Raw genomic sequence first — 18,792 nt, forward strand, 5'->3', positions numbered from 1 at the left:
TCAAAATAACTCAACATCGATATTTGGATAATAAAGTAATCCGGTAAATAAAAAAATTAGACTTAAGTCTAGAAATCACCATATTTTTCAATAATAAGCGTTTCTAAAGTGGTGGGATGAACAAAGCTTATCCGTTGGGCATGCAGGTGCAAACGATGGTCTCGCATACCGTATAAATCATCACCTACGATCGGCATATTTAAACCAGACGCGTGAGCACAATGCACTCGCAATTGGTGAGTGCGGCCAGTATGAGGTCGCAAACTTACTTTGGTACGATTTAATTGTGGAAACCTTTGTTTTACCTGCCATGTTGTTTTTGCTGGTTTACCTTGGTCAAAACATACCTGTTGTTTTGGTCTATCGAATATATCACTGCGCAAAGGTAAGGTTATTTCGCCATTATCCGCCTCGATTAAACCTTCTACTATTGCCACATATTCTTTTTCAACTTCTCGACGAATAAACTGCTTTTGTAGCACTTTATTACTGTGACTATTTAGTGCCAACACCATCAAACCAGACGTGGACATATCTAAGCGATGGACAATTAGCGGCCCTGTTGCATGAGGAAACTGTTGCTTAACTCGTTGATAGACAGAATCAGTCACTGCCTTACCGGGCACCGACAGAAACTCAGCGGGTTTATTTACTACCACTAAATCATCATCTTGATAAACAATCTCTAAGCTCTTGCCTGCAGCATAATTTTTCAATAATGGGTTGTCATCAAGCGCTATGCCATCCAACATGTGTTGTAAAATAGGTTCACACTTGCCAGTACAGGCTGGGTAATATTGCTTGTGCTTTTTTATTTCTGACTTAGGTGAAGCCCCCCACCAAAACTCTGCCATGGCTAACGGCCGCAGTTGATGTTGAAAAGCATAGTGTAACAATTTAGGAGCTGCACACTCCCTGCCCCAGCTGGAGGTTGTCCAAAAGCGGTATTGGCAAATATATCCAATAAGCTTTTTTGTTGGCCTTTTACATTTAAAAAACGATAGTGACTAAAAATACGTCTTTGCAACTTGGCAGATAAGTGCTTTCGTTGCTTTTAAGAGCACTAATTTGCTGCTGAAAGCCATCTATTTTAGTGAGTAATGTGTGGCTATTATTTTGCCAATGCTCAGTTAGCTTTTTAAGCCGCCATTTGTCATATACACTGTTGGCAGATAGTGTTTGCATTAAGGCTTGATGGGATGACGTTGAAGCCTCCGTCAGTTGTTTTTCACTTTCTCTTCTTTGCCGCTTCCGCTGTTGACGATTACGAACTAACTCACTTCGTAGCTGAGCAATATCCGCCTGACTTTGCTGTTCTACCAAAAGCAATTGCTGTTTTAGATGCGTATATTCGCTGGTGCTTTCTAGTTTTTCGATTTTGTTGCTGAGGTTATTAATGACTCTTTGTTCAGATAAAAAGAAACTGTCATTCGTCAGCATATCAAATACAGGTGGAACAAAACCTCTAATATGATTTTGTTCAGCCAACTTGCCAGAAAATGCCGATAAAAACCCTAGTTCTCCTTGGGAATTTTTACCAACAACACGCCAAACATTTTACCGATAATTTTATTGGGATCTTCCTCCAAACCAAAATTATGCAGCCACTCATTTTGTGTGCTTAATTCATCTTGTAATTGCTCAGCGGCTAACACACATAACGGGTGAGGCTGATAATAAAATGGAAAGGTAAATTTCTCCGGCAAACTATAACCAGCGGTGTCTTTTTTAAATAGTGTGAAGCACAAATCATCATCTAGTGGCATCATTACACCTTATAATCTAACATAGACAAATGGTGCTTAATGCTTGGAATAACGTCTTCTTGATGATGATTCACGTACAACAACGTAGTGCTGCCTTCCCTAGCTAATAGATCTATTAACGCCAATACTTTTAGACGATTTATATCATCCAAACCATTGCAAGGCTCGTCTAGTATCAACATAGTTGGATGTTTGACCATCGCCCGAGCAATCAATACAAGCCGTTGATCGCCAAATGACATTTGTTGAAAAGGAACCTGGGCTTGATGCTCTAACGCCATCAGTGTTAACCATTGTTTGGCTAACGCGATTTGTCGGCTACTAGGCGTTTGATATAAGCCAACACTGTCATAATACCCTGACAACACCACATGCAAGGCCGAGCAATTCACCGTATAGCCCAAATGAAACGCGTTCGACATATAACCAATATATTGTTTAATCTGCCAAATACTTTCGCCACTGCCGCGCTTAAACCCGAATTCAAAAATATCATTCACATAACATTGTGGATTATCGCCTGTGATTAAATTAAGTAAACACGTCTTACCTGAGCCATTTGGGCCAGTCACCTGCCAATGCTGTTGCGGCAATATCGTCCAATTCAAGTTCTGAAACACAATATGCGCCCCATATTGCACTTTGCCATTGGTTAGCTTAACCAGTGGCAATGTTTCATCAAGAGGTCTAGGAGCGAAACTGTCACTGTCTCTTGAAGGCAATGTCAATGTGGTCTGTTGCAAGTGCTGCAATTGTTTAACTTGTGCCAATATGAGCGCGAGATTGTCATTAACAGTGGTTTGCCAACTAATCTGGCCTTTGTCCATTAATATCAATTGCTGACAATAATCCGGCACTTCACTCAATCGATTTAACACAAATACAAAGGTTATAGACGTCGATAATTGAGCAAACAGGTTAGCCAAACGAGCCTTAGCTTGGCTATCTAATCCATCCCAAGGCTCATCTAAAATCATCAATTTGGGTTGTTGAAAAATAGCTTTTGCCAATAGGACTTTTCGTGTTTCGCCAGTTGATAGCACTCTAAATGGCCGGGCCAATAAAGCTGACAGCGAAAAAATATCATACACCTCGTCTCGTAGACTTGGCGCTAATGCCGTTGGATCAATGGAGCCAAACAATATGTCTTCAACCGAAGTGGGCACAGGAATAATGTCTAAAATGTCAGCACATTCTTTTATTTTTACCGCTTCAATGAGCGCCAACTGCTGCTCAACCGACACCCACGCAAAATCTTCAGTTAGTTTTTTTGTGGCCCTTAACACATTTACCTTGGCCAGCAATAAACGCCGTCAGCGCAGACTTGCCACTGCCATTTGCCCCTAATACAACAGTATGTTGCAATGGCTGAATAGCTAAAGATGGGATCTTTAGGTGATAGTCATGCTTAGCACATCCGTGATTAAAAATAGCATCGATATTTTGCAGTAAGATCATAAAAATTAAGATAAAAATATAATTAGTCGATGTTATCTTAATACGCTTAGTATCGAAATGTAATTTAACAATTGTAACTATATCTAAATTGAGAAATAGTTAACTTTGCTTTAGGCTAAGCAAAATTTTTTAGGTGTAAAAACAATGATAACAAATGATCCCAATCCTCAATATTCAGCAGCAGCCAACCGCTACGAAACAATGTCTTACCCAAAGTGCGGTAAAAGCGGCTTAAGACTTCCTCTTTATCATTGGGTTTATGGCAAAACTTTGGTGCAGTTGATCCACAAGAAAATGCTCAAGCAATGTTACATCGAGCGTTTGATTTAGGTATCAACCATTTTGATTTAGCCAATAACTATGGTCCTCCTTTTGGCTCAGCCGAGTCGACTTTTGGCCAAATAATGAAGAAAAGTCTAGCCCCATATCGAGACGAATTATTGATCTCAAGTAAAGCGGGCTACGACATGTGGCCGGGTCCATACGGTATTGGTGGCTCTCGTAAATATTTAGTATCTAGTTGTGATCAAAGCCTTAAACGCACTGGTCTTGATTATTTCGATGTGTTTTATTCCCACCGATACGATCCAGAAACCCCAATTGAAGAAACCATGCAAGCCCTAGACTACATAGTACGTTCTGGCCGAGCTTTATATGTGGGAATATCCAATTATTCACCCATTCACACCAAACAAGCGATTCGTATTCTAAAAGATTTAGGCACCCCTTTGTTGATCAGCCAAAACCGTTACAGCATGTTCGAACGTGGTATAGAAGATGGCCTGACCGATGTCTTTACTGAGGAAGGCTTAGGTTCTATTGTATTCTCACCACTGGCACAGGGGTTCCTGACGAACAAGTACATACAAGGTATTCCTGATGGTTCACGGGCGTCTAGGAGTGAGCAAATTTATTTGAATGCCGATCAAATTAGCTATGGACAAAATTACCAAAGTAATTGCCTTAAATACGTTAGCTGAACAACGAGGTCAATCTCTAGCGCAAATGGCTGTGGCCTGGGTGTTGAATAACGAAGCAGTAACCAGTGCTATTATCGGTGCCAGTAAAGTCAGTCAAATTGAAGATTGTGTTGCCGCACTAAATTGCGCTGATTTTAGCGATAAAGAACTACAACAGATCAACCAAATACTGACAGCATAAAATGCAAGCTCATTTAGCGTTAGTCAATCCTAAAAGTCCGCAAAATATGGGCAGTATTTTGCGGGCAGCAGGATGTTATCAAGTTAAAACGATCCGTTATACCGGTCAACGATATGCACGAGCCAGTGCATTTTTCACTGATACCAAAAATGCGCATTTAAACATTCCAATAACACAAGTACCTGAGGTGATAGATCTAGATGCGGATAAAGGACTTGTTAAAGTGGGTATAGAGTTGGTTGAAGGTGCCTGCCCCTTGCCTAGTTTCAACCATCCTGATGACGCCTTGTACATTTTTGGCCCAGAAGACGGTTCGCTCAGCCAGGATGTAGTCAATCAATGCGATCATGTCGTCTATATTCCTACGATTGGTTGCATGAATTTAGCAGCGACTGTCAATGTGTTGTTATACGACAGACTAGCAAAAACCGGCACTATGCCCGATGATGACCAAGTCATATTAAATAGCCGCGATACCAACAATCGCACTAAATTTGTCAAAGCAACCTAGTACCAGTTGCCTTTTATCACAAAGGTTTACATCCATCCTTAAACGAAAACAGCCTTCTTAATATGAAGGCTGTTTTGTTTTATCGGTCAGGACTTTTATCAAATGCTACTATTGTCATTGATTATAAATAACTGCCGATTAAGTCTAATTCGGATATTCTCCAAGGTTGCCCTGCGCTATCAATTTGGTTGCTAATGCGCACATATTTGGCCGCCCTCCCTAATGTTTCACTCACCTCAACATCACTTGTCGCCGGATTTTGCAACAAGGTTATCCAGTTTTTGCCATCCATTGAGAAGTCTATTTGAATATTACGAGAGTAGTTATCATTCATACCTTTCGAGTTGACTATTACCTGCGAAATAACAGCGGTTTGAGGTAGTTCAATGGTAATCGCATCGCCTTTTTTCCTAGTTTCAGCGCCCCTAAATTTAGGCCAGCTAAGGTTACCATCAGTGAGGTATGCAACATCATTTCTTTTTTTAAGGGTAAAATTGGTGGTCACTTTCCATGCCGACTTTTTGGCTAAGAGGTAAAGAGAACACAGAGTGTAATTCTTCGTCAGTCCACATGTTACTGCGCCCTGTATTGGTTTGTTGCACCATTTCAACGTCACGTTTAGTGATAACACTGGCCTGATTATCGAATTCATTACGAATATAGGTCAGTACATCTGCAACATATTGCTCACCATTGGAGGCGATAGAGGGCATCATACCACCGGCATAGGTTTTACCATTAATAGGTCCTTGCATTCCCGCTAAAACGAGATTTATTAGCTGCGCCTTATTACCCGTCACTCTTGGGTTACGATAGAAAGAAGGCGCAATAGGCGTTGCTTGACTGCCGCCTCCTTTTCCATCCGCGCCATGACATGTGGAGCATAACCCTTTAAACGCCTTCTCTCTGATATCATGGCTTTAGCCAAATCAGCGTTACCTAAAGCCAATTTACGACGTTTTTCATTCATCGCTATCAAGTTGATCATGGCCGTTTCAATTGCCATTAACCCCTTTTTGTTAGGATGAGCAAGCTTAGCCGCTTGTAATATAGCCAAGTGATTATCTGTCATTACATAATATGCTGACAATACCGCTTGTTGGGCAACTTCAATATCCTTGTCTGACGCCAACTTCAACCATAGTTGGCTTATTTCATTTTTATAGTTCTCCATTAGTTGTTCAGAGATACGAATAGCGGTCGTTCGCACATCCGTATTGCCTGAAAAAACTAGCGGCAACAATAACCCTTTGTCTACAACCCCTAACCCTTCCAACGTCCATAAAGCATGAATTTGTGCTTGCGGATAACGGGTATCAGTCGCTAATGTTTTAAGGGCAGGCACAACAGACATATCACCTTTTAAAACCAGTAATTTTTGCGCTTCTAAACGCCACCAGTGATTTTTGTTGGATAGATGTTTGACTAACTCAGCTGTGGTTTCAGAAAACATCTGTGGGCTAGGTGTTAACTCTACATCTGTTTTAGTGATGCGATATAAACGGCCACGGCCTATAGTTTTGTCAAACCCGTATTTATCAATTACGCCACGTAGATAAGAACCTTTCTTGGTCCAGTTACCTTCTTGAATAATACCTCGGTACATATCTAACAGAAAAATTGAACCATCTGGCGCAATTCCCGACCATACAGGTCTGAAATTGGCGTCGGTTGACGCAATAAACTCTGTTTGTATTGATTGATAAGGGTGGCTCAAAATAGAATAACCATCTTGGCGCCTGACTTTTGCTCGACGCACTAAGTTGCCAACTGGCTCTGGAATAATGTAGTCGCCGGCTAATTCAGCAAATTTGTCGGCTAAGTAGATTGATTGGCCACCACCACCAGTAAAATGATTTAGCGTGTTGTCGTCACGCAATAGCGGTAATCCACCCTGCACATCCGGCGTGTTATCTAACGGAAAAACCTCTCGAAAACCTTCAGCTTGCTCGCCCTCAACAAACACTTGGCTATAAACACTGGGGGCTTGGAAAGTAAATGCGGGGTTTTGTCCGCCAGCAGTAGAATAAAAAATACGCCCCACATTATCTTGCGCCAGTCCCCACTGTCCGCCACCATAAGCAATATCTTGCGCTATTATTTTGCCGCCAACATATTTATAGCGTTTATCTGTATATGTGACATACATCCAATTGTCTATTGTGTACATCAGGCCACTAGGTTGATGCTCTAGATTGCCACCTCTTACTCCTCCTACATACACTGTTTTTCGGCTATCAGCGACACCATCGCCATCAGTGTCGGATAATTCAACTAAATCTAAGGTGTTGGTTTCTCGCACCAAAATACGTCCATCATCAAGCGTACTGATCATACGTGGGAGCAATAGGCTATCGGCAAAAATAGTAAAACTCTCAAACAGCCCATCGCCATCTTTATCTTCAAGGCGTTTAATTCTACTGGTTTTATTAAATTTGCCAGCCCCTTCTGCATCCTGCATATAAGTCAACATTTCCGCGATGTAAATTCGACCATTGCCGTCAAAAGTAAACAGAACAGGCTCTTCAATCAACGGCTCTGCGGCCACAATCTGCATTTCATAGCCGTCCTGCAACACCATAGTTTTTAGACTTTGTTCTGGTGAAAGCGGTGCAACTGCCTTATGCAGTTGTGGATTATAACCACCATTAGCCAATACATTGCTGGGATAAAACGCGATTAACACAGACACTATAACCAGTTTACATTTGTTCCATTTCATTCAGACAGACCTTTTAATGACTCTTATATTACTGAGTTTCAGATATTTACTTTTTTACTAGCCGCGTTTTATAACTTTTTTGAGTCAGCTAACAATCCATATACTAAAACCATAATTACATATGCAGGATGCATACATGATTACAGGGTGTCATTGAAATGAGATTCACAACCAAATAAACGTTTAAATAAACTCTTCGCACCTTGCAAAGCTGCCTTATCCAACTCATCCTTACGCCTCATAAATAAAAAATCAAACTTACAAGTAAAACATCACTATCCTTCTTTCCACTTTATCCTTTCATCTGTATAATTTTGCTCCTTAGTAAGTAGTAAATATAAGATATATTCATGAAATACATTGTTGGTATGATGATTGCTCTCTCTTTAGGGGCAACAATATGGTTTATGACTCACCTCTCGCAAACACCGGACATTTCTAAAACAAATAGCCAACCCGTTATTTCAAGGCAAGATATTTTAAATGCCACGGACCTTAAAGCAGGCATAAAGCAAGCAGTACAAAACAACAATAATGATGCAATAGACGTGTGGCTTGAAAAAGCAAGCGATCTAGCTGTAGAGGCTGGCTTGGACCATGAAGATATTCAATATTTGCAATCGGAGTTAGCAGCTAAATTTGTGGTATTTCGCGCTAAACGTAGTTTATTCAATGATGCTATTGAACAAGCATATTACGCAATAGAAGACATCACTGTCATAAAGGAGCAATATCCAGAAGCGCAAAGATTTGTTTGCTAAAGTGGATACATTAATCAAAAGTCGAAACGATATTATTCAACAAATTGCCCATGAGCTCGCTGCTGATAAACCTGTGGATGACAACTATTTGAAAGCCGCTCAAGAAAATTGGAAGGCTCGCAACCAACAAGCTGACTAGCTGCTATGGTGAAAGGAAAAAGAATGATCACTTGCAATCAATATGATTACATTGAAATTGCCTGTATGTACCGTTACCCAATTAAACTCACCTTAAGATCGGCTGAGGTTATTACTGGCATAGCTCAGGATACTGGGCGAAATTCTGCTGGTGAAGAATGCATCAACGTTAGTGTATCAAACAACGAGACTATGATTGTACTAACTGAGATTACAAAATTAGAAGCCTGTAGCGACAATCCCCATTTTAGTACCCTTAGTTTTGACTAAAAACAGGCTAATAATTGAGAGAAAAGCCGCGCAAGCTATAATTATGTAGATTGCGCTTATCAGTACTTTTTATTGGCTAGACCTACTTTGGCAGCCAGATTTACACTGGATACTGGTCAAATTTAGTTGCTGCCTGCCCTTCATCAAACCAACATGGCGTTTCTTCTTTAAAAATATTCGCCATAGGACGTATCTCAGGATCGTCATCCAAATAACCTGCTGGTATCACCAATTGCGAACCATCTCGACTTAAATAAGGTACTTGCGAGCCACAATTGGTACAAAAATTATTACTGAAACGCACGGCATTGGGTAAGTCAAAACGTTTGGTTTGCTGCTGGCCACAGTGCCATTCAATTTTATCTGGTGTAGTAAAAATTAACGATGCAAAAGCCGAACCGGTTTTCTTTTGACATCTGTCACAATAGCACTGATAAAAACGTTGAAAAGGCCCAGTTATGGTACTTTTAACCTGTCCACATAAACAGCTTCCTTTTACAGATACACTCATAATCAATTCTCCAAGTTAAAATAATGAAACTAATTTTTCACCAAAAGCAAAAGCCGTTTTACCTATTACGCTAGCATCATCTAACAATTTCGCCCGAATGGCCAATAGCTTGACCTTTTTTGTAACTTAAATGGTCGTGTTCTACCTTTTGGTAAAGGTAAAATTAAAAGACTATACTCTACGCATATTTTCGAAAAGTGACGGCTCTTGCGTCGCATGGCCATTAACAACCCAATATGTTGGCGTTTATCTAGCGGCAACTCGGCATCTTCTTGGTTTAATACCGCCGCTTCTTTGGTTAATTGATTCAGTTTTCGCTGAATAATGTCTATTGAGGTTTGCGAGTATCGCCCTCGTAAATAAAATCTAAAATTCCACTTCTCGTTTTGCTTAGGCGCCATGAACTTTACCATTACTTCTTGCTCCATAAACCGCTCTAATGGACCACCCGGTATCCATCTAAAGTCTTGTGCAATCAGTGATTTAAAGTGATTGTTTGGTAATAACTCAATAATTTTCAACTTGTCTAACTTAGCGAGTAACTGAATGCAGCTATGTTTATCAATATCGTAATAATCGATAATTTCTTCAAATTTCCACGCATCGCGTACGCATACCGCAATTAATAAAAGTTTAGGATCGGCCAACAACTGTTTTTCTTGCTCGACTGTGAGTTGGCTAACTTGTTGAACCTGCTTTTGTGCTAAAGCAAATAGGTCTGATAAGTTCATTTTCAACATCTCGCAAATTTGCTCTAACCGCTCAAGCGTAAAACTCTGGGTTGAGAATATACGTTTAATATTGGCTTCACTCATGTTTAGCTGTCTAGCAATATCTCTATAAGTAATTTGTTCCTAGCGTAACAGCTTTTTGAGAATATTATTGATCTGATTAATCTGACTCATAATGATCATTCAACTTAACGAAACGGCAATAAAGTATAGATATACTATACCCAAGGTGTACTTTAAGTATACAGACAACGTTAATGTTTACATATTAAATACTCAAGCATAATCTTGTTCTCGTTCTTAACCAAGAAGGAAGCACAATGAAATTTGCCAAAATAGTTTTAGTATTCGCTTTATCAATCACTCACTATCAGTGCCTATGCACAAGGTTCTGGCCAGCATAGTGCCCAAGCAAGTAAACATTCCGCTTTAGCCTCAGCCCACGGTGTAACCTCTACAGCTAAGGCAACCAGTGCGGTGGTAGCTGCCCCACTTATTTTAGGTGGAAGCGTAGCGTTAATATCGGGGGCTGCGAGCATAAAATTGGGGTCAACATTAGTTGAGTCGACTAACAGTAGCAAATCGCACGTTCATGAACCTTTAGTGATAACCGAAACCACTATCACAGCAGACCCAGCGCCAGACCAAATGATCGTGATTCAAACTCAACAACAATCAAACTAATGCATAAGGGCTGGTGGCTTATGTTTGCCAGCTCTTTGCTTATTTTAGTCATAACTATTTAAAACAGTGTTTAAAGGAAAAACAGATGAAGTGTATAAATGTGATTGTGAAAAGTTTAATACTAATGAGCATATGGTTTACGCCTACAATATGGGCCAGAAGCCAAAGTTACCAACAAGCCACATTTGCCCCAGAAACGATAATTAACTTCTCCAAAGATCTAGAAAAATACGCCGCGTCTAAGGGCGCGAGAGCATTTATTATTGCTCGTGTAGGTAGACCTCAAAAAGATTTACCCAAAGAAATCAATTACACTCACACAGCCATTGCAGTATATTCTGATATAAAATTGCACACTGGCGAAACCGTGCAAGGTTATGCTATTCACAATTTATATCAAACCTCTGACAAGCCTAATAAAAGTGAATTAGTAATAGATTACCCCGTAGACTTTTTCTGGGGGCACAGCAATTAAAAGCCGGGATCATTATTCCCTCAGTCGAAATACAACAGCGTTTAATCAGGCAAATCACTGAGGGTAAAAACGCTGAATTACATAACCCAAATTATTCTGTGATTGCTAATCCACTTAACAATCGCTATCAAAACTGCACAGAGCATGCTTTAGACATGTTAAACGCGGCTATTTATCAAACCATGGACAAAACCCAATTAAAAGTGAACACCCAAGCGCATTTCACACCGCAACGTGTGCGCGCCAGCCCTCTTAAATTAATGTTTGGCTCATTGCTTATGAAAGATGTCACCACTAAAGATCACGATGGCAAAGTGGCAACTGCGACCTTTGGTTCAATATTCAAATATTTAGATAAGTATCAATTGGTTACTCACGGCGTCGAGTTTTATTCAAAGCAACATGTAGTAGCACTATAAAACCATCAACAGCCATTTCAGTGAAATAATATCCATTATCCTAAGGAAAATTATGAAAATTCAAGCTCCAACAAAATCTTATTCATTTGCATCCATTGCCGCATTAATTATTGGCGCAGGCGCCTATGGCATTGGTTTATTTAACGCAGATATGGCACTTAACGAAAAAGGTTACTACCTTGCCATAATTCTATATGGCTTATTTTCAATGGTGTCATTACAAAAAACTATTAGAGACAAATTAGAAGGCTTTGCTACATCAAAAATCTACTATACCCTTGCTTGGGTATCATCAGGGTTTGCCATAGCATTATTAACCATAGGTTTAATCAACGCCGATTTATTATTAAGTGAAAAAGGCTTCTTCGCTATGGCTTATGTTTTAAGTTTATTTGCCGCGGTATCGGTGCAGAAAAATGTAAGAGACAGACAGGCTTTTTCGGCAGAAACCAACCCCGCACCAGAACTCATTGAACAACCAGTGCAGTAGGTAAAATACAGTCACTAGGTAAAATTACCACCCTCAAGCCTAGTGACTGGTCTAGTCACAATACACAAAAAGAAATGTGAATTATGCTCTAATTAAATTTCACTGTGTAATACCTAAATCCCCCAATCAAGACACCCATGATTAAATTCGACGAATCCGCAATTTGAACTAGACTAATGGGTAGTGATTCAACCAAGGATAGCCATGATGCCTCAGTCTCGTAAAAGCCAAATCAGTTTAGTCGACACCCCTTATTATCATTGTGTTTCACGCTGTGTTCGCCGTTCATTTTTGTGTGGTGAAGATACGTTGACAGGCCAGAGCTATGAACATAGGCGGGCTTGGGTTGAAACACGCTTGCTTCATTTAAGCCGCATCTTTGCTATCGACATTTGCGCCTATGCGGTGATGAGCAATCACACTCATGTGGTGCTGTGCGTGAACAAACCATTGGCTGAGCGCTGGACGGTGAAACAAGTGCTCGTTCGCTGGCATCAACTGCATAAAGGCACCTTGTTGTCGCAGCGGTTTATGCGAGATGACACGTTGAGCAAGAGTGAGCGGCATACCCTTCTAGAAACCGTTGAAATTTACCGGATGCGTTTGTATGACATCAGTTGGTTGATGCGTAATCTCAATGAGTACATAGCCCGAGAAGCCAACAAAGAAGATGCCTGCACTGGCAGATTCTGGGAAGGACGGTTTAAGTCTCAAGCACTACTCGATAAATCAGCCCTACTGGCCTGCATGGCTTACGTGGACTTAAACCCCATTCGCGCCAATATGGCCAACACACCTGAGGACTCTGACCACACCAGTATTCAAACTCGGATACAAGCTTTGAGACACCACCAGCAACCCAAAGGTTTAATGCCATTTGTTGGCAACCCCAGGCAAAACATGCCGAGAGGCATCGCTTTTTCACTAAAAGATTACTGCGACCTCATCGACACCACAGGTCGTGTTATCAGAGATGATAAGTCAGGATTAATCGATACACAGCAACAGCACATTCTACAAAGGCTAGGCCTAAACAACGAACAATGGTTGACCTTAACCACAGAATTCGAAAAGCACTTTTGTTACGCTGTAGGCAGTGAACATTTAATGCGAAACTTCAGCCTACACACCCAACATCAAAAAATACGAGGCATAGGTAAAGCCAAAACCCTACTCAAACACGCTTAGCCTTTTTCTAACTTCGCAGACCTTTATCAACATCACTGTTGAAGCTAGGCACGCCTAGCATTCACCACACCCCACAAAATCTCGTCATCATACCCGCAAACATCGTCAATTGGGTTGTCTGGTGCATAATTTAAACCGAATGGATTAGAAAAGCGGGAGCTGAAATGGTTTAACACCCATTACTGATATGGGTGTCTCAATTGATGGGAAGGAGTTTTATGGTATTACAAAGTAATATAACTTACACCTGCGACAACAAAAGCCAGAATAACATTCAACGCAAGGCCCTCTCTCGCCATGGTTTGAATACTAAATTTATCCATACCATAAACAATGGCATTGGGTGCCGTTGCTACAGGTAACATAAAAGCACAACTGGCACTTATAGCCGCTGGCATCATGATTAAGGCAGGATCGATGCCTGCCGCTATTCCGGCAGCGGCCAAAATAGGCATAAGCAAAGTAGCCGTTGCAGTATTTGAGGTGATTTCGGTTAAGAAAGTGACAAATAAGCAAATCGCCAAAACCAACAATGGAATCGGCAAATTAGATAATCCGTTTAAAGCGTCCCCCATTAACAGACTCAATCCAGATTCAGCAAATGCCTTAGCGATACAAATGCCTCCAGCAAATAACAATAACATGCCCCAAGGAATAGACACCGCAGTTTGCCAGTCGAGTAATTTATTTGACTCTTGCTCTTCGACCACTTCACCAAATTTAACCGCTGTCTTGTTAACGACTTTCGCTTTGTTGCCATTAGGAATTAAAAACATTAATACTACTCCAGCTAGAGCAATACTACTGTCACCAATAGTGCTGACATTCAACCACACAGTCCAGTAAGGCCTAAACATCCAAGCCAAAGCAACGATCAAAAATACGCTCAGCACGCGTTTTTCAGCAGGTTGCCATTGACCAGATTTAGGCAATACATATTCCTAGGTATTTTTTAAATTACGGGTTAACCACCACGCAATAATAGGTATTCCGATAACAACAATCGGAACACCGGTTTTCATCCATTCTAAGAAACTAATTTCTTTACCTTGAGTTTCTAAATAAACACTCATGAAGATAATATTAGGCGGTGTACCTACTGGGGTACCTACCCCACCCAAACTAGCGGCATAGGCAATTCCGAGTAACATGGCGACGGTGAGTTTTGGATCCTTAACATGTTGTAACACCGCTAAGGTAATAGGCAGTAACATTAGGGTTGTGGCTGAATTGGATATCCACATACTCAATATGGCCGCAGTTAACATAAAGCCTAACACTAACCGTCTAGCACTTTTGCCTCCTGTGATGTTAACCAAGTAAAAGCCAAGCGACTATGCACCTGAGATTTTTCAAGGGCTTTGGATAACATAAATGCGCCCATTAATAGAATGATAACATGGCTACCTAAGGCTGACGCAGCTTGCTTATGAGTTAATACCCCCGCCATAGGAAACGCAAAGAATGGGATTAATGATGTCACCGGTATAGGTAATGCTTCAGTGACCCAAAGCATGGCAGTGAACAAAGTGATAGCGGCAGTGGCTGCAATAGCTTGACTATGGCTATAAGAAACTAAAACAAAATACAAAACTACCGACAAAAGTATTGAAAGTAGTATTAATTTATTTTTAGCCTGCATGAAATTTCTCTAATACTCTTTGTGCCTTTAGATATTCAGAGGCTTTTTGTAATGACATAAAATCCAAATTATTATTTTTACGCAACCTTTTGGCTCTAACGGCTGGCGGTAGATTGGTAGGCAAACCATCAATAACTTTTCCAGCACCAGAAGCATCATTGCACACTAACACCATGTCGCAACCGGCTGCTATGGCAAGTTCTGCTCTTTGTACAATATCTCCCATTTGTACAGCGCCTTGCATTGATAAGTCGTCAGAAAACACCACGCCTTCAAACTCTAGTTGTTGGCGCAAAATTTGTTGGATCCATATTTTAGAGAAACCAGCGGGTAAATCATCAACATCTGGGTAAATGACATGAGCTGGCATCACCGCATCTAACAACCCTTGTTGGTGAATAGCACTAAAAATAGCCATATCTAGTTTGAATATTTCTTGCCTTGTACGACTGTCCACTGGCATCGCAATATGGGAATCCTCTAGCACATTACCATGTCCAGTAAAATGCTTACCTGTGGCTTTCATACCAGCTTGATGCATGCCTTTAATAAACTGGCTAGCAAAACGAATAATTTCAGCAGGCTGTTGATGAAAACTTCGGTCACCTATTACTTCAGACACGCCATGAATATCCAGTACCGGAGCAAAACTAATGTCGATATCAAAAGCCAGCAATTCGGCCGCCATTAACCAACCCAATTGTTGGCTGACGTGTTCAGGATCAATATTTAAGTCCGAAGATTTTGTTGCAATATCACCCATAGCAGGGATCTTACTAAATCCTTGCCGGAAACGCTGCACACGTCCCCCTTCATGGTCTGTGGCTATGATTATGTCGTTACGCGTTACTGAGCGGATGTGCTTGACTAGATCAGCGAGCTGTGTTTGATCATGATAGTTACGACTAAATAGAATCAATCCACCGATAAGCGGATGATCTAACTTATCTATTTCTTCTAATGACAGCTCATAACCTGCCACATCCAACATTATTGGCCCCATTAACCATTTTCCTAATTATCACTAATGGTGACAGACTATATGAAGTTTCAATTCATACAGTCAATCTAAAACTTAAGAATCCAACTAATAATTGATTAAGAATGGAGAAAGAAATGACTTTCAATAGGTGCAATGGGTATACTCCAGCCTTAAGTGACTACCCATTGTAATTCTATGAAATTTAAAACTGTTGGTTTAATCGGCAAACAAGCACACTATAATGCAAATTTAAGCTTTAAAGCCCTGATTGTGTATTTAACAAAACGGGGCTGCAGAGTGTTAGTTGAAGAACGAACTGCGCAAAAATTAGACACCAATGGCTTTGAATCGGCTGATATTGACAGCATTGGTAAACAAGCAGATCTAGCTATTGTTGTTGGTGGCGACGGTAATATGTTAGGTGCAGCTCGAATTTTAGCTGAATACAAAGTTGCCGTTGTCGGAATTAACCGTGGAAACCTAGGTTTTTTAACCGACATTAATCCAGATGATATTGAACCACAATTAGACAGTATCTTCGACGGGCATTGCCAAGTAGAAGAACGATTCCTGCTAACCGTCGAGGTTTATCGTCAAGGTATTTTACAGAGCAAAGATTCAGCGGTTAACGAAGTTGTCATGCACCATGGAAAAGTGGCGCACATGATGGAATTCGAGGTGTACCTAGATGATCACTTTGTATTTAGTCAACGTTCAGACGGACTTATTGTAGCAACGCCAACAGGCTCTACAGCTTATTCGTTATCTGGTGGTGGTCCAATACTTACCCCTACCCTAGACGCACTCACTTTAGTGCCTATGTTCCCCCATACTTTAAGTAGTCGCCCCATTGTCGTTGATGCCAACAGTATCGTAAAATTAAAGGTATCCCCCGAAAATCATGACAATTTACAAGTCAGTTGTGATAGCCATATCGTCTTAACCGTACTTCCCGGTGACGAAGTAATCATTAGTAAGAACTCTGCCAAGTTGTCTCTTATTCATCCTAAAAATTATAACTATTTTAATGTGTTACGTACTAAGCTTGGCTGGGGTAGTAAGCTCTATTAGCGGACCTAATAGTAATTGAGATGAATAAATCTTGAACTTTTTCATTTCACAACTAGACACCGGCCCAAAGCATGGTTATATTTACACTACTGTATAATTAAACAGGTATAGATATTACTATGCTTACTCATCTTTCCATTCGCAACTTTGCCGTTGTAAAAACACTTGATATTGAATTTAAACAAGGGATGACTGCCGTAACAGGTGAAACTGGTGCTGGTAAGTCTATATCGGTCGACGCCTTAGGCTTGTGTTTGGGCGACAGAGCCGACAGTGGCATGGTCAGAACCGGCGCTGATAAAGCCGAAGTCATTGCCAGTTTTGACGTAGCAGAATTGCCAGCAGCCCTAAACTGGCTACAACAACATGAACTGGCAGATGGTAATGAAGTATTAATTCGACGTATTATCTCATCTGAGGGACGTTCTAAGGCTTTTATTAACGGCACTCCCGTACCATTGCAACAACTTAAAAGTCTTGGCGTTTATATACTCAGTATTCATGGTCAGCATGCGCACCAACAAATATTAAAAAGTGATCACCAACTCTGCTTACTTGACCAATATGCAGAGCATCAAAAACTTCTAACAAATGTAAGTGAAAGCTACCAAGCTCTGAGAAGCAAACAGAAGCAATACCAAGCATTATTAGAAGGCCAGCAACAAAGAGATGATAGAAGCCAGCTTTTGTCTTATCAAATAGTAGAATTAGACGAATTTGCCTTGGCCGAAGGTGAATTTTTAGAATTAGAACGAGAGCATAAGAAATTAAGCCATAGCCAAACCTTATTAGAACAAAGCCAAATTAGTTTTTATCAACTTTACGAAGCAGATGATTTCAATGCCTTATCAGCCGTGCAAAATAGTCTAGATCGATTAACCGAACTACAGCAACACGATGGAAGTTTAGCGCCAATTGTCACCATGTTGACCGAGGCAAGTATTCAAATTGAAGAAGCTTCGACTGAGTTGCGCGCATACACCGAACAATTAGAAATTGACCCAATGCGTATGCAAAACGTTGAGGCTCGCTATTCTCAAGCACTGGATCTGGCTAGAAAACATAATGTACAACCAGAAGCGTTGTACGACTTTCATCAAGAATTGAGTCAAGAGTACCAGACTTTAGTGCACGATGATTCGCTACTCGATGATTTAAAAGAGCAATTACTAGCACTTGAATCTGCATATCGAATCGCAGCACAAAAACTAAATGTTTCTAGACAGAAAGCGGCCAAGTCTTTCGCTAAACAAGTAGAACAACACATTCATAAAATGAATATGGCCGATGCCGCTTTTAATATTAGTGTTGTGCATGACGAGCTTGCTACCCCTACTAAATCAGGCTTAGATAGTGTCACTTTTATGGTATCAACCAATGCTGGCCAAGCACAAGACAAGCTAGAGAAAGTCGTGTCTGGGGGAGAACTATCAAGAATAGGTTTAGCGATACAAGTTATTAGTTCAAGCAACAATCAGGTTGCCACTATGATTTTTGATGAAGTAGACAGTGGGATAAGTGGCTCAACTGCATCTGTCGTCGGCGAGTTGTTAAGAAAATTAGGCGTATCAACCCAAGTTATTTGTGTCACTCACCTGCCGCAAGTGGCCGCCAGAGCGCACAATCAAATGTTTGTCACTAAGTTTAGTGATAAGAAAACCACAGAAACTCACATGATTTGTTTAAAAGAAAGTGAACGAATTGATGAGTTAGCACGTCTATTAGCAGGAGATACTCTTACCGAGTCGGCGATAGCAAATGCCAGAGAATTACTACAAATAAGTAATTCATGAAAAATAGGCATTGATTGAG

At 40.6% G+C, this 18,792-nt stretch carries 16 protein-coding genes and 5 pseudogenes; 11 read left to right on the top strand and 10 right to left on the bottom strand.

What is annotated here, in order from left to right; translation table 11 throughout:
• Positions 1-68: 68 nt before the first annotated feature.
• The 3 genes and pseudogenes from RS130_RS23900 to RS130_RS16760 all read right to left on the bottom strand — a co-directional run bounded on the left by RS130_RS23900 (position 69) and on the right by RS130_RS16760 (position 3,224).
• Positions 69-1,766: pseudogene (locus RS130_RS23900) on the bottom strand (RluA family pseudouridine synthase).
• 2 nt (positions 1,767-1,768) lie between these two features.
• Positions 1,769-3,052 carry an ATP-binding cassette domain-containing protein gene (locus RS130_RS16755; RefSeq protein ID WP_316026880.1) on the bottom strand — a complete coding sequence of 428 codons (1,284 nt, stop codon included), beginning with the start codon at positions 3,050-3,052 and terminating at the stop codon, positions 1,769-1,771.
• Positions 3,024-3,224, bottom strand: coding sequence for an ATP-binding cassette domain-containing protein (locus RS130_RS16760; RefSeq protein WP_316026881.1), 201 nt, complete (start codon positions 3,222-3,224; stop codon positions 3,024-3,026). Before RS130_RS16760 ends, RS130_RS16755 begins: the two co-directional genes overlap by 29 nt.
• Before the next feature lie 144 nt (positions 3,225-3,368).
• On the opposite strand from RS130_RS16760, the pseudogene RS130_RS16765 reads away from it, so the two are divergent.
• Both RS130_RS16765 and RS130_RS16770 read left to right on the top strand, forming a co-directional pair.
• A pseudogene (locus RS130_RS16765) lies at positions 3,369-4,385 on the top strand (aldo/keto reductase).
• Between the two features lies 1 nt (position 4,386).
• Positions 4,387-4,896, top strand: a complete 510-nt coding sequence (locus RS130_RS16770; RefSeq protein WP_316026882.1) for an RNA methyltransferase — start codon at positions 4,387-4,389, stop codon at positions 4,894-4,896.
• A 121-nt stretch (positions 4,897-5,017) separates the two neighbouring features.
• On the opposite strand, the gene RS130_RS16775 is transcribed toward RS130_RS16770, so the two are convergent.
• The 3 genes from RS130_RS16775 to RS130_RS16785 are packed head-to-tail and all read right to left on the bottom strand — an operon-like array spanning position 5,018 to position 7,618.
• On the bottom strand, positions 5,018-5,401 hold the full coding sequence (locus RS130_RS16775) for a discoidin domain-containing protein (protein WP_316026883.1): 384 nt from the start codon (positions 5,399-5,401) through the stop codon (positions 5,018-5,020).
• Positions 5,379-5,807: a c-type cytochrome gene (locus tag RS130_RS16780; RefSeq protein WP_316028087.1), complete on the bottom strand. Its 429-nt coding sequence runs from the start codon at positions 5,805-5,807 to the stop codon at positions 5,379-5,381. Before RS130_RS16780 ends, RS130_RS16775 begins: the two co-directional genes overlap by 23 nt.
• Entirely contained in the window at positions 5,693-7,618 is a 1,926-nt protein-coding gene (locus RS130_RS16785) for a DUF7133 domain-containing protein (protein ID WP_316026884.1), read from the bottom strand. The genes RS130_RS16780 and RS130_RS16785 overlap by 115 nt, the downstream gene beginning before the upstream one ends.
• A 350-nt stretch (positions 7,619-7,968) precedes the next feature.
• Here RS130_RS16785 and RS130_RS16790 point away from each other — a divergent pair, with 350 nt between their 5' ends.
• The 3 genes from RS130_RS16790 to RS130_RS16800 are packed head-to-tail and all read left to right on the top strand — an operon-like array spanning position 7,969 to position 8,787.
• The gene (locus tag RS130_RS16790) at positions 7,969-8,379 is read left to right on the top strand and encodes a hypothetical protein (protein ID WP_316026885.1); all 411 of its coding nucleotides are present in this window, start codon (positions 7,969-7,971) and stop codon (positions 8,377-8,379) included.
• On the top strand, positions 8,369-8,518 hold the full coding sequence (locus RS130_RS16795) for a hypothetical protein (RefSeq protein WP_316026886.1): 150 nt from the start codon (positions 8,369-8,371) through the stop codon (positions 8,516-8,518). The genes RS130_RS16790 and RS130_RS16795 overlap by 11 nt, the downstream gene beginning before the upstream one ends.
• A 23-nt stretch (positions 8,519-8,541) precedes the next feature.
• Entirely contained in the window at positions 8,542-8,787 is a 246-nt protein-coding gene (locus tag RS130_RS16800; RefSeq protein ID WP_316026887.1) for a Rho-binding antiterminator, read from the top strand.
• A 100-nt stretch (positions 8,788-8,887) separates the two neighbouring features.
• On the opposite strand, the gene RS130_RS16805 is transcribed toward RS130_RS16800, so the two are convergent.
• Together RS130_RS16805 and RS130_RS16810 are read right to left on the bottom strand one after the other, a co-directional pair.
• Positions 8,888-9,298: a GFA family protein gene (locus RS130_RS16805; RefSeq protein WP_316026888.1), complete on the bottom strand. Its 411-nt coding sequence runs from the start codon at positions 9,296-9,298 to the stop codon at positions 8,888-8,890.
• Positions 9,299-9,469: 171 nt separating this feature from the next.
• Positions 9,470-10,146 (bottom strand): annotated as a pseudogene (locus RS130_RS16810) (helix-turn-helix domain-containing protein).
• A 360-nt stretch (positions 10,147-10,506) separates the two neighbouring features.
• Here RS130_RS16810 and RS130_RS16815 point away from each other — a divergent pair.
• The 4 genes and pseudogenes from RS130_RS16815 to RS130_RS16830 all read left to right on the top strand — a co-directional run bounded on the left by RS130_RS16815 (position 10,507) and on the right by RS130_RS16830 (position 13,285).
• Positions 10,507-10,713: a hypothetical protein gene (locus RS130_RS16815; protein ID WP_316026889.1), complete on the top strand. Its 207-nt coding sequence runs from the start codon at positions 10,507-10,509 to the stop codon at positions 10,711-10,713.
• 124 nt (positions 10,714-10,837) lie between these two features.
• Positions 10,838-11,607 (top strand): annotated as a pseudogene (locus RS130_RS16820) (DUF2145 domain-containing protein).
• A 52-nt stretch (positions 11,608-11,659) separates the two neighbouring features.
• Positions 11,660-12,097 (top strand): inner membrane protein YiaA, encoded by a 438-nt coding sequence (yiaA, locus tag RS130_RS16825; protein ID WP_316026890.1) that lies wholly within the window; start codon positions 11,660-11,662, stop codon positions 12,095-12,097.
• 207 nt (positions 12,098-12,304) lie between these two features.
• On the top strand, positions 12,305-13,285 hold the full coding sequence (locus RS130_RS16830) for a transposase (RefSeq protein ID WP_316028088.1): 981 nt from the start codon (positions 12,305-12,307) through the stop codon (positions 13,283-13,285).
• A 224-nt stretch (positions 13,286-13,509) separates the two neighbouring features.
• Here the strand turns inward: RS130_RS16830 and RS130_RS16835 are convergent.
• Both RS130_RS16835 and nagZ read right to left on the bottom strand, forming a co-directional pair.
• Positions 13,510-14,927: pseudogene (locus RS130_RS16835) on the bottom strand (SLC13 family permease).
• Positions 14,917-15,930: a beta-N-acetylhexosaminidase gene (gene nagZ, locus RS130_RS16840; RefSeq protein WP_316026891.1), complete on the bottom strand. Its 1,014-nt coding sequence runs from the start codon at positions 15,928-15,930 to the stop codon at positions 14,917-14,919. Before nagZ ends, RS130_RS16835 begins: the two are co-directional and overlap by 11 nt.
• 174 nt (positions 15,931-16,104) lie before the next feature.
• Here nagZ and nadK point away from each other — a divergent pair, with 174 nt between their 5' ends.
• Together nadK and recN are read left to right on the top strand one after the other, a co-directional pair.
• The gene (gene nadK / locus RS130_RS16845) at positions 16,105-16,980 is read left to right on the top strand and encodes an NAD(+) kinase (RefSeq protein ID WP_316026892.1); all 876 of its coding nucleotides are present in this window, start codon (positions 16,105-16,107) and stop codon (positions 16,978-16,980) included.
• Positions 16,981-17,099: 119 nt separating this feature from the next.
• Complete coding sequence (recN, locus tag RS130_RS16850) at positions 17,100-18,773, top strand: DNA repair protein RecN (protein ID WP_316026893.1); 1,674 nt, start codon at positions 17,100-17,102, stop codon at positions 18,771-18,773.
• Positions 18,774-18,792 lie beyond the last annotated feature (19 nt).

Source organism: Paraglaciecola aquimarina, from assembly GCF_032464635.1.
GTDB classification, from domain to species: domain Bacteria; phylum Pseudomonadota; class Gammaproteobacteria; order Enterobacterales; family Alteromonadaceae; genus Paraglaciecola; species Paraglaciecola aquimarina.

Coding starts and splice junctions, on each gene's coding strand:
- RS130_RS16760 (WP_316026881.1), bottom strand. CDS start 3,224: ATGATCTTACTGCAAAATATCGATGCTATTTTTAATCACGGATGTGCT.
- RS130_RS16770 (WP_316026882.1), top strand. CDS start 4,387: ATGCAAGCTCATTTAGCGTTAGTCAATCCTAAAAGTCCGCAAAATATG.
- RS130_RS16785 (WP_316026884.1), bottom strand. CDS start 7,618: ATGAAATGGAACAAATGTAAACTGGTTATAGTGTCTGTGTTAATCGCG.
- RS130_RS16790 (WP_316026885.1), top strand. CDS start 7,969: ATGAAATACATTGTTGGTATGATGATTGCTCTCTCTTTAGGGGCAACA.
- RS130_RS16800 (WP_316026887.1), top strand. CDS start 8,542: ATGATCACTTGCAATCAATATGATTACATTGAAATTGCCTGTATGTAC.
- RS130_RS16805 (WP_316026888.1), bottom strand. CDS start 9,298: ATGAGTGTATCTGTAAAAGGAAGCTGTTTATGTGGACAGGTTAAAAGT.
- yiaA (WP_316026890.1), top strand. CDS start 11,660: ATGAAAATTCAAGCTCCAACAAAATCTTATTCATTTGCATCCATTGCC.
- RS130_RS16830 (WP_316028088.1), top strand. CDS start 12,305: ATGCCTCAGTCTCGTAAAAGCCAAATCAGTTTAGTCGACACCCCTTAT.
- nagZ (WP_316026891.1), bottom strand. CDS start 15,930: ATGGGGCCAATAATGTTGGATGTGGCAGGTTATGAGCTGTCATTAGAA.
- nadK (WP_316026892.1), top strand. CDS start 16,105: ATGAAATTTAAAACTGTTGGTTTAATCGGCAAACAAGCACACTATAAT.
- recN (WP_316026893.1), top strand. CDS start 17,100: ATGCTTACTCATCTTTCCATTCGCAACTTTGCCGTTGTAAAAACACTT.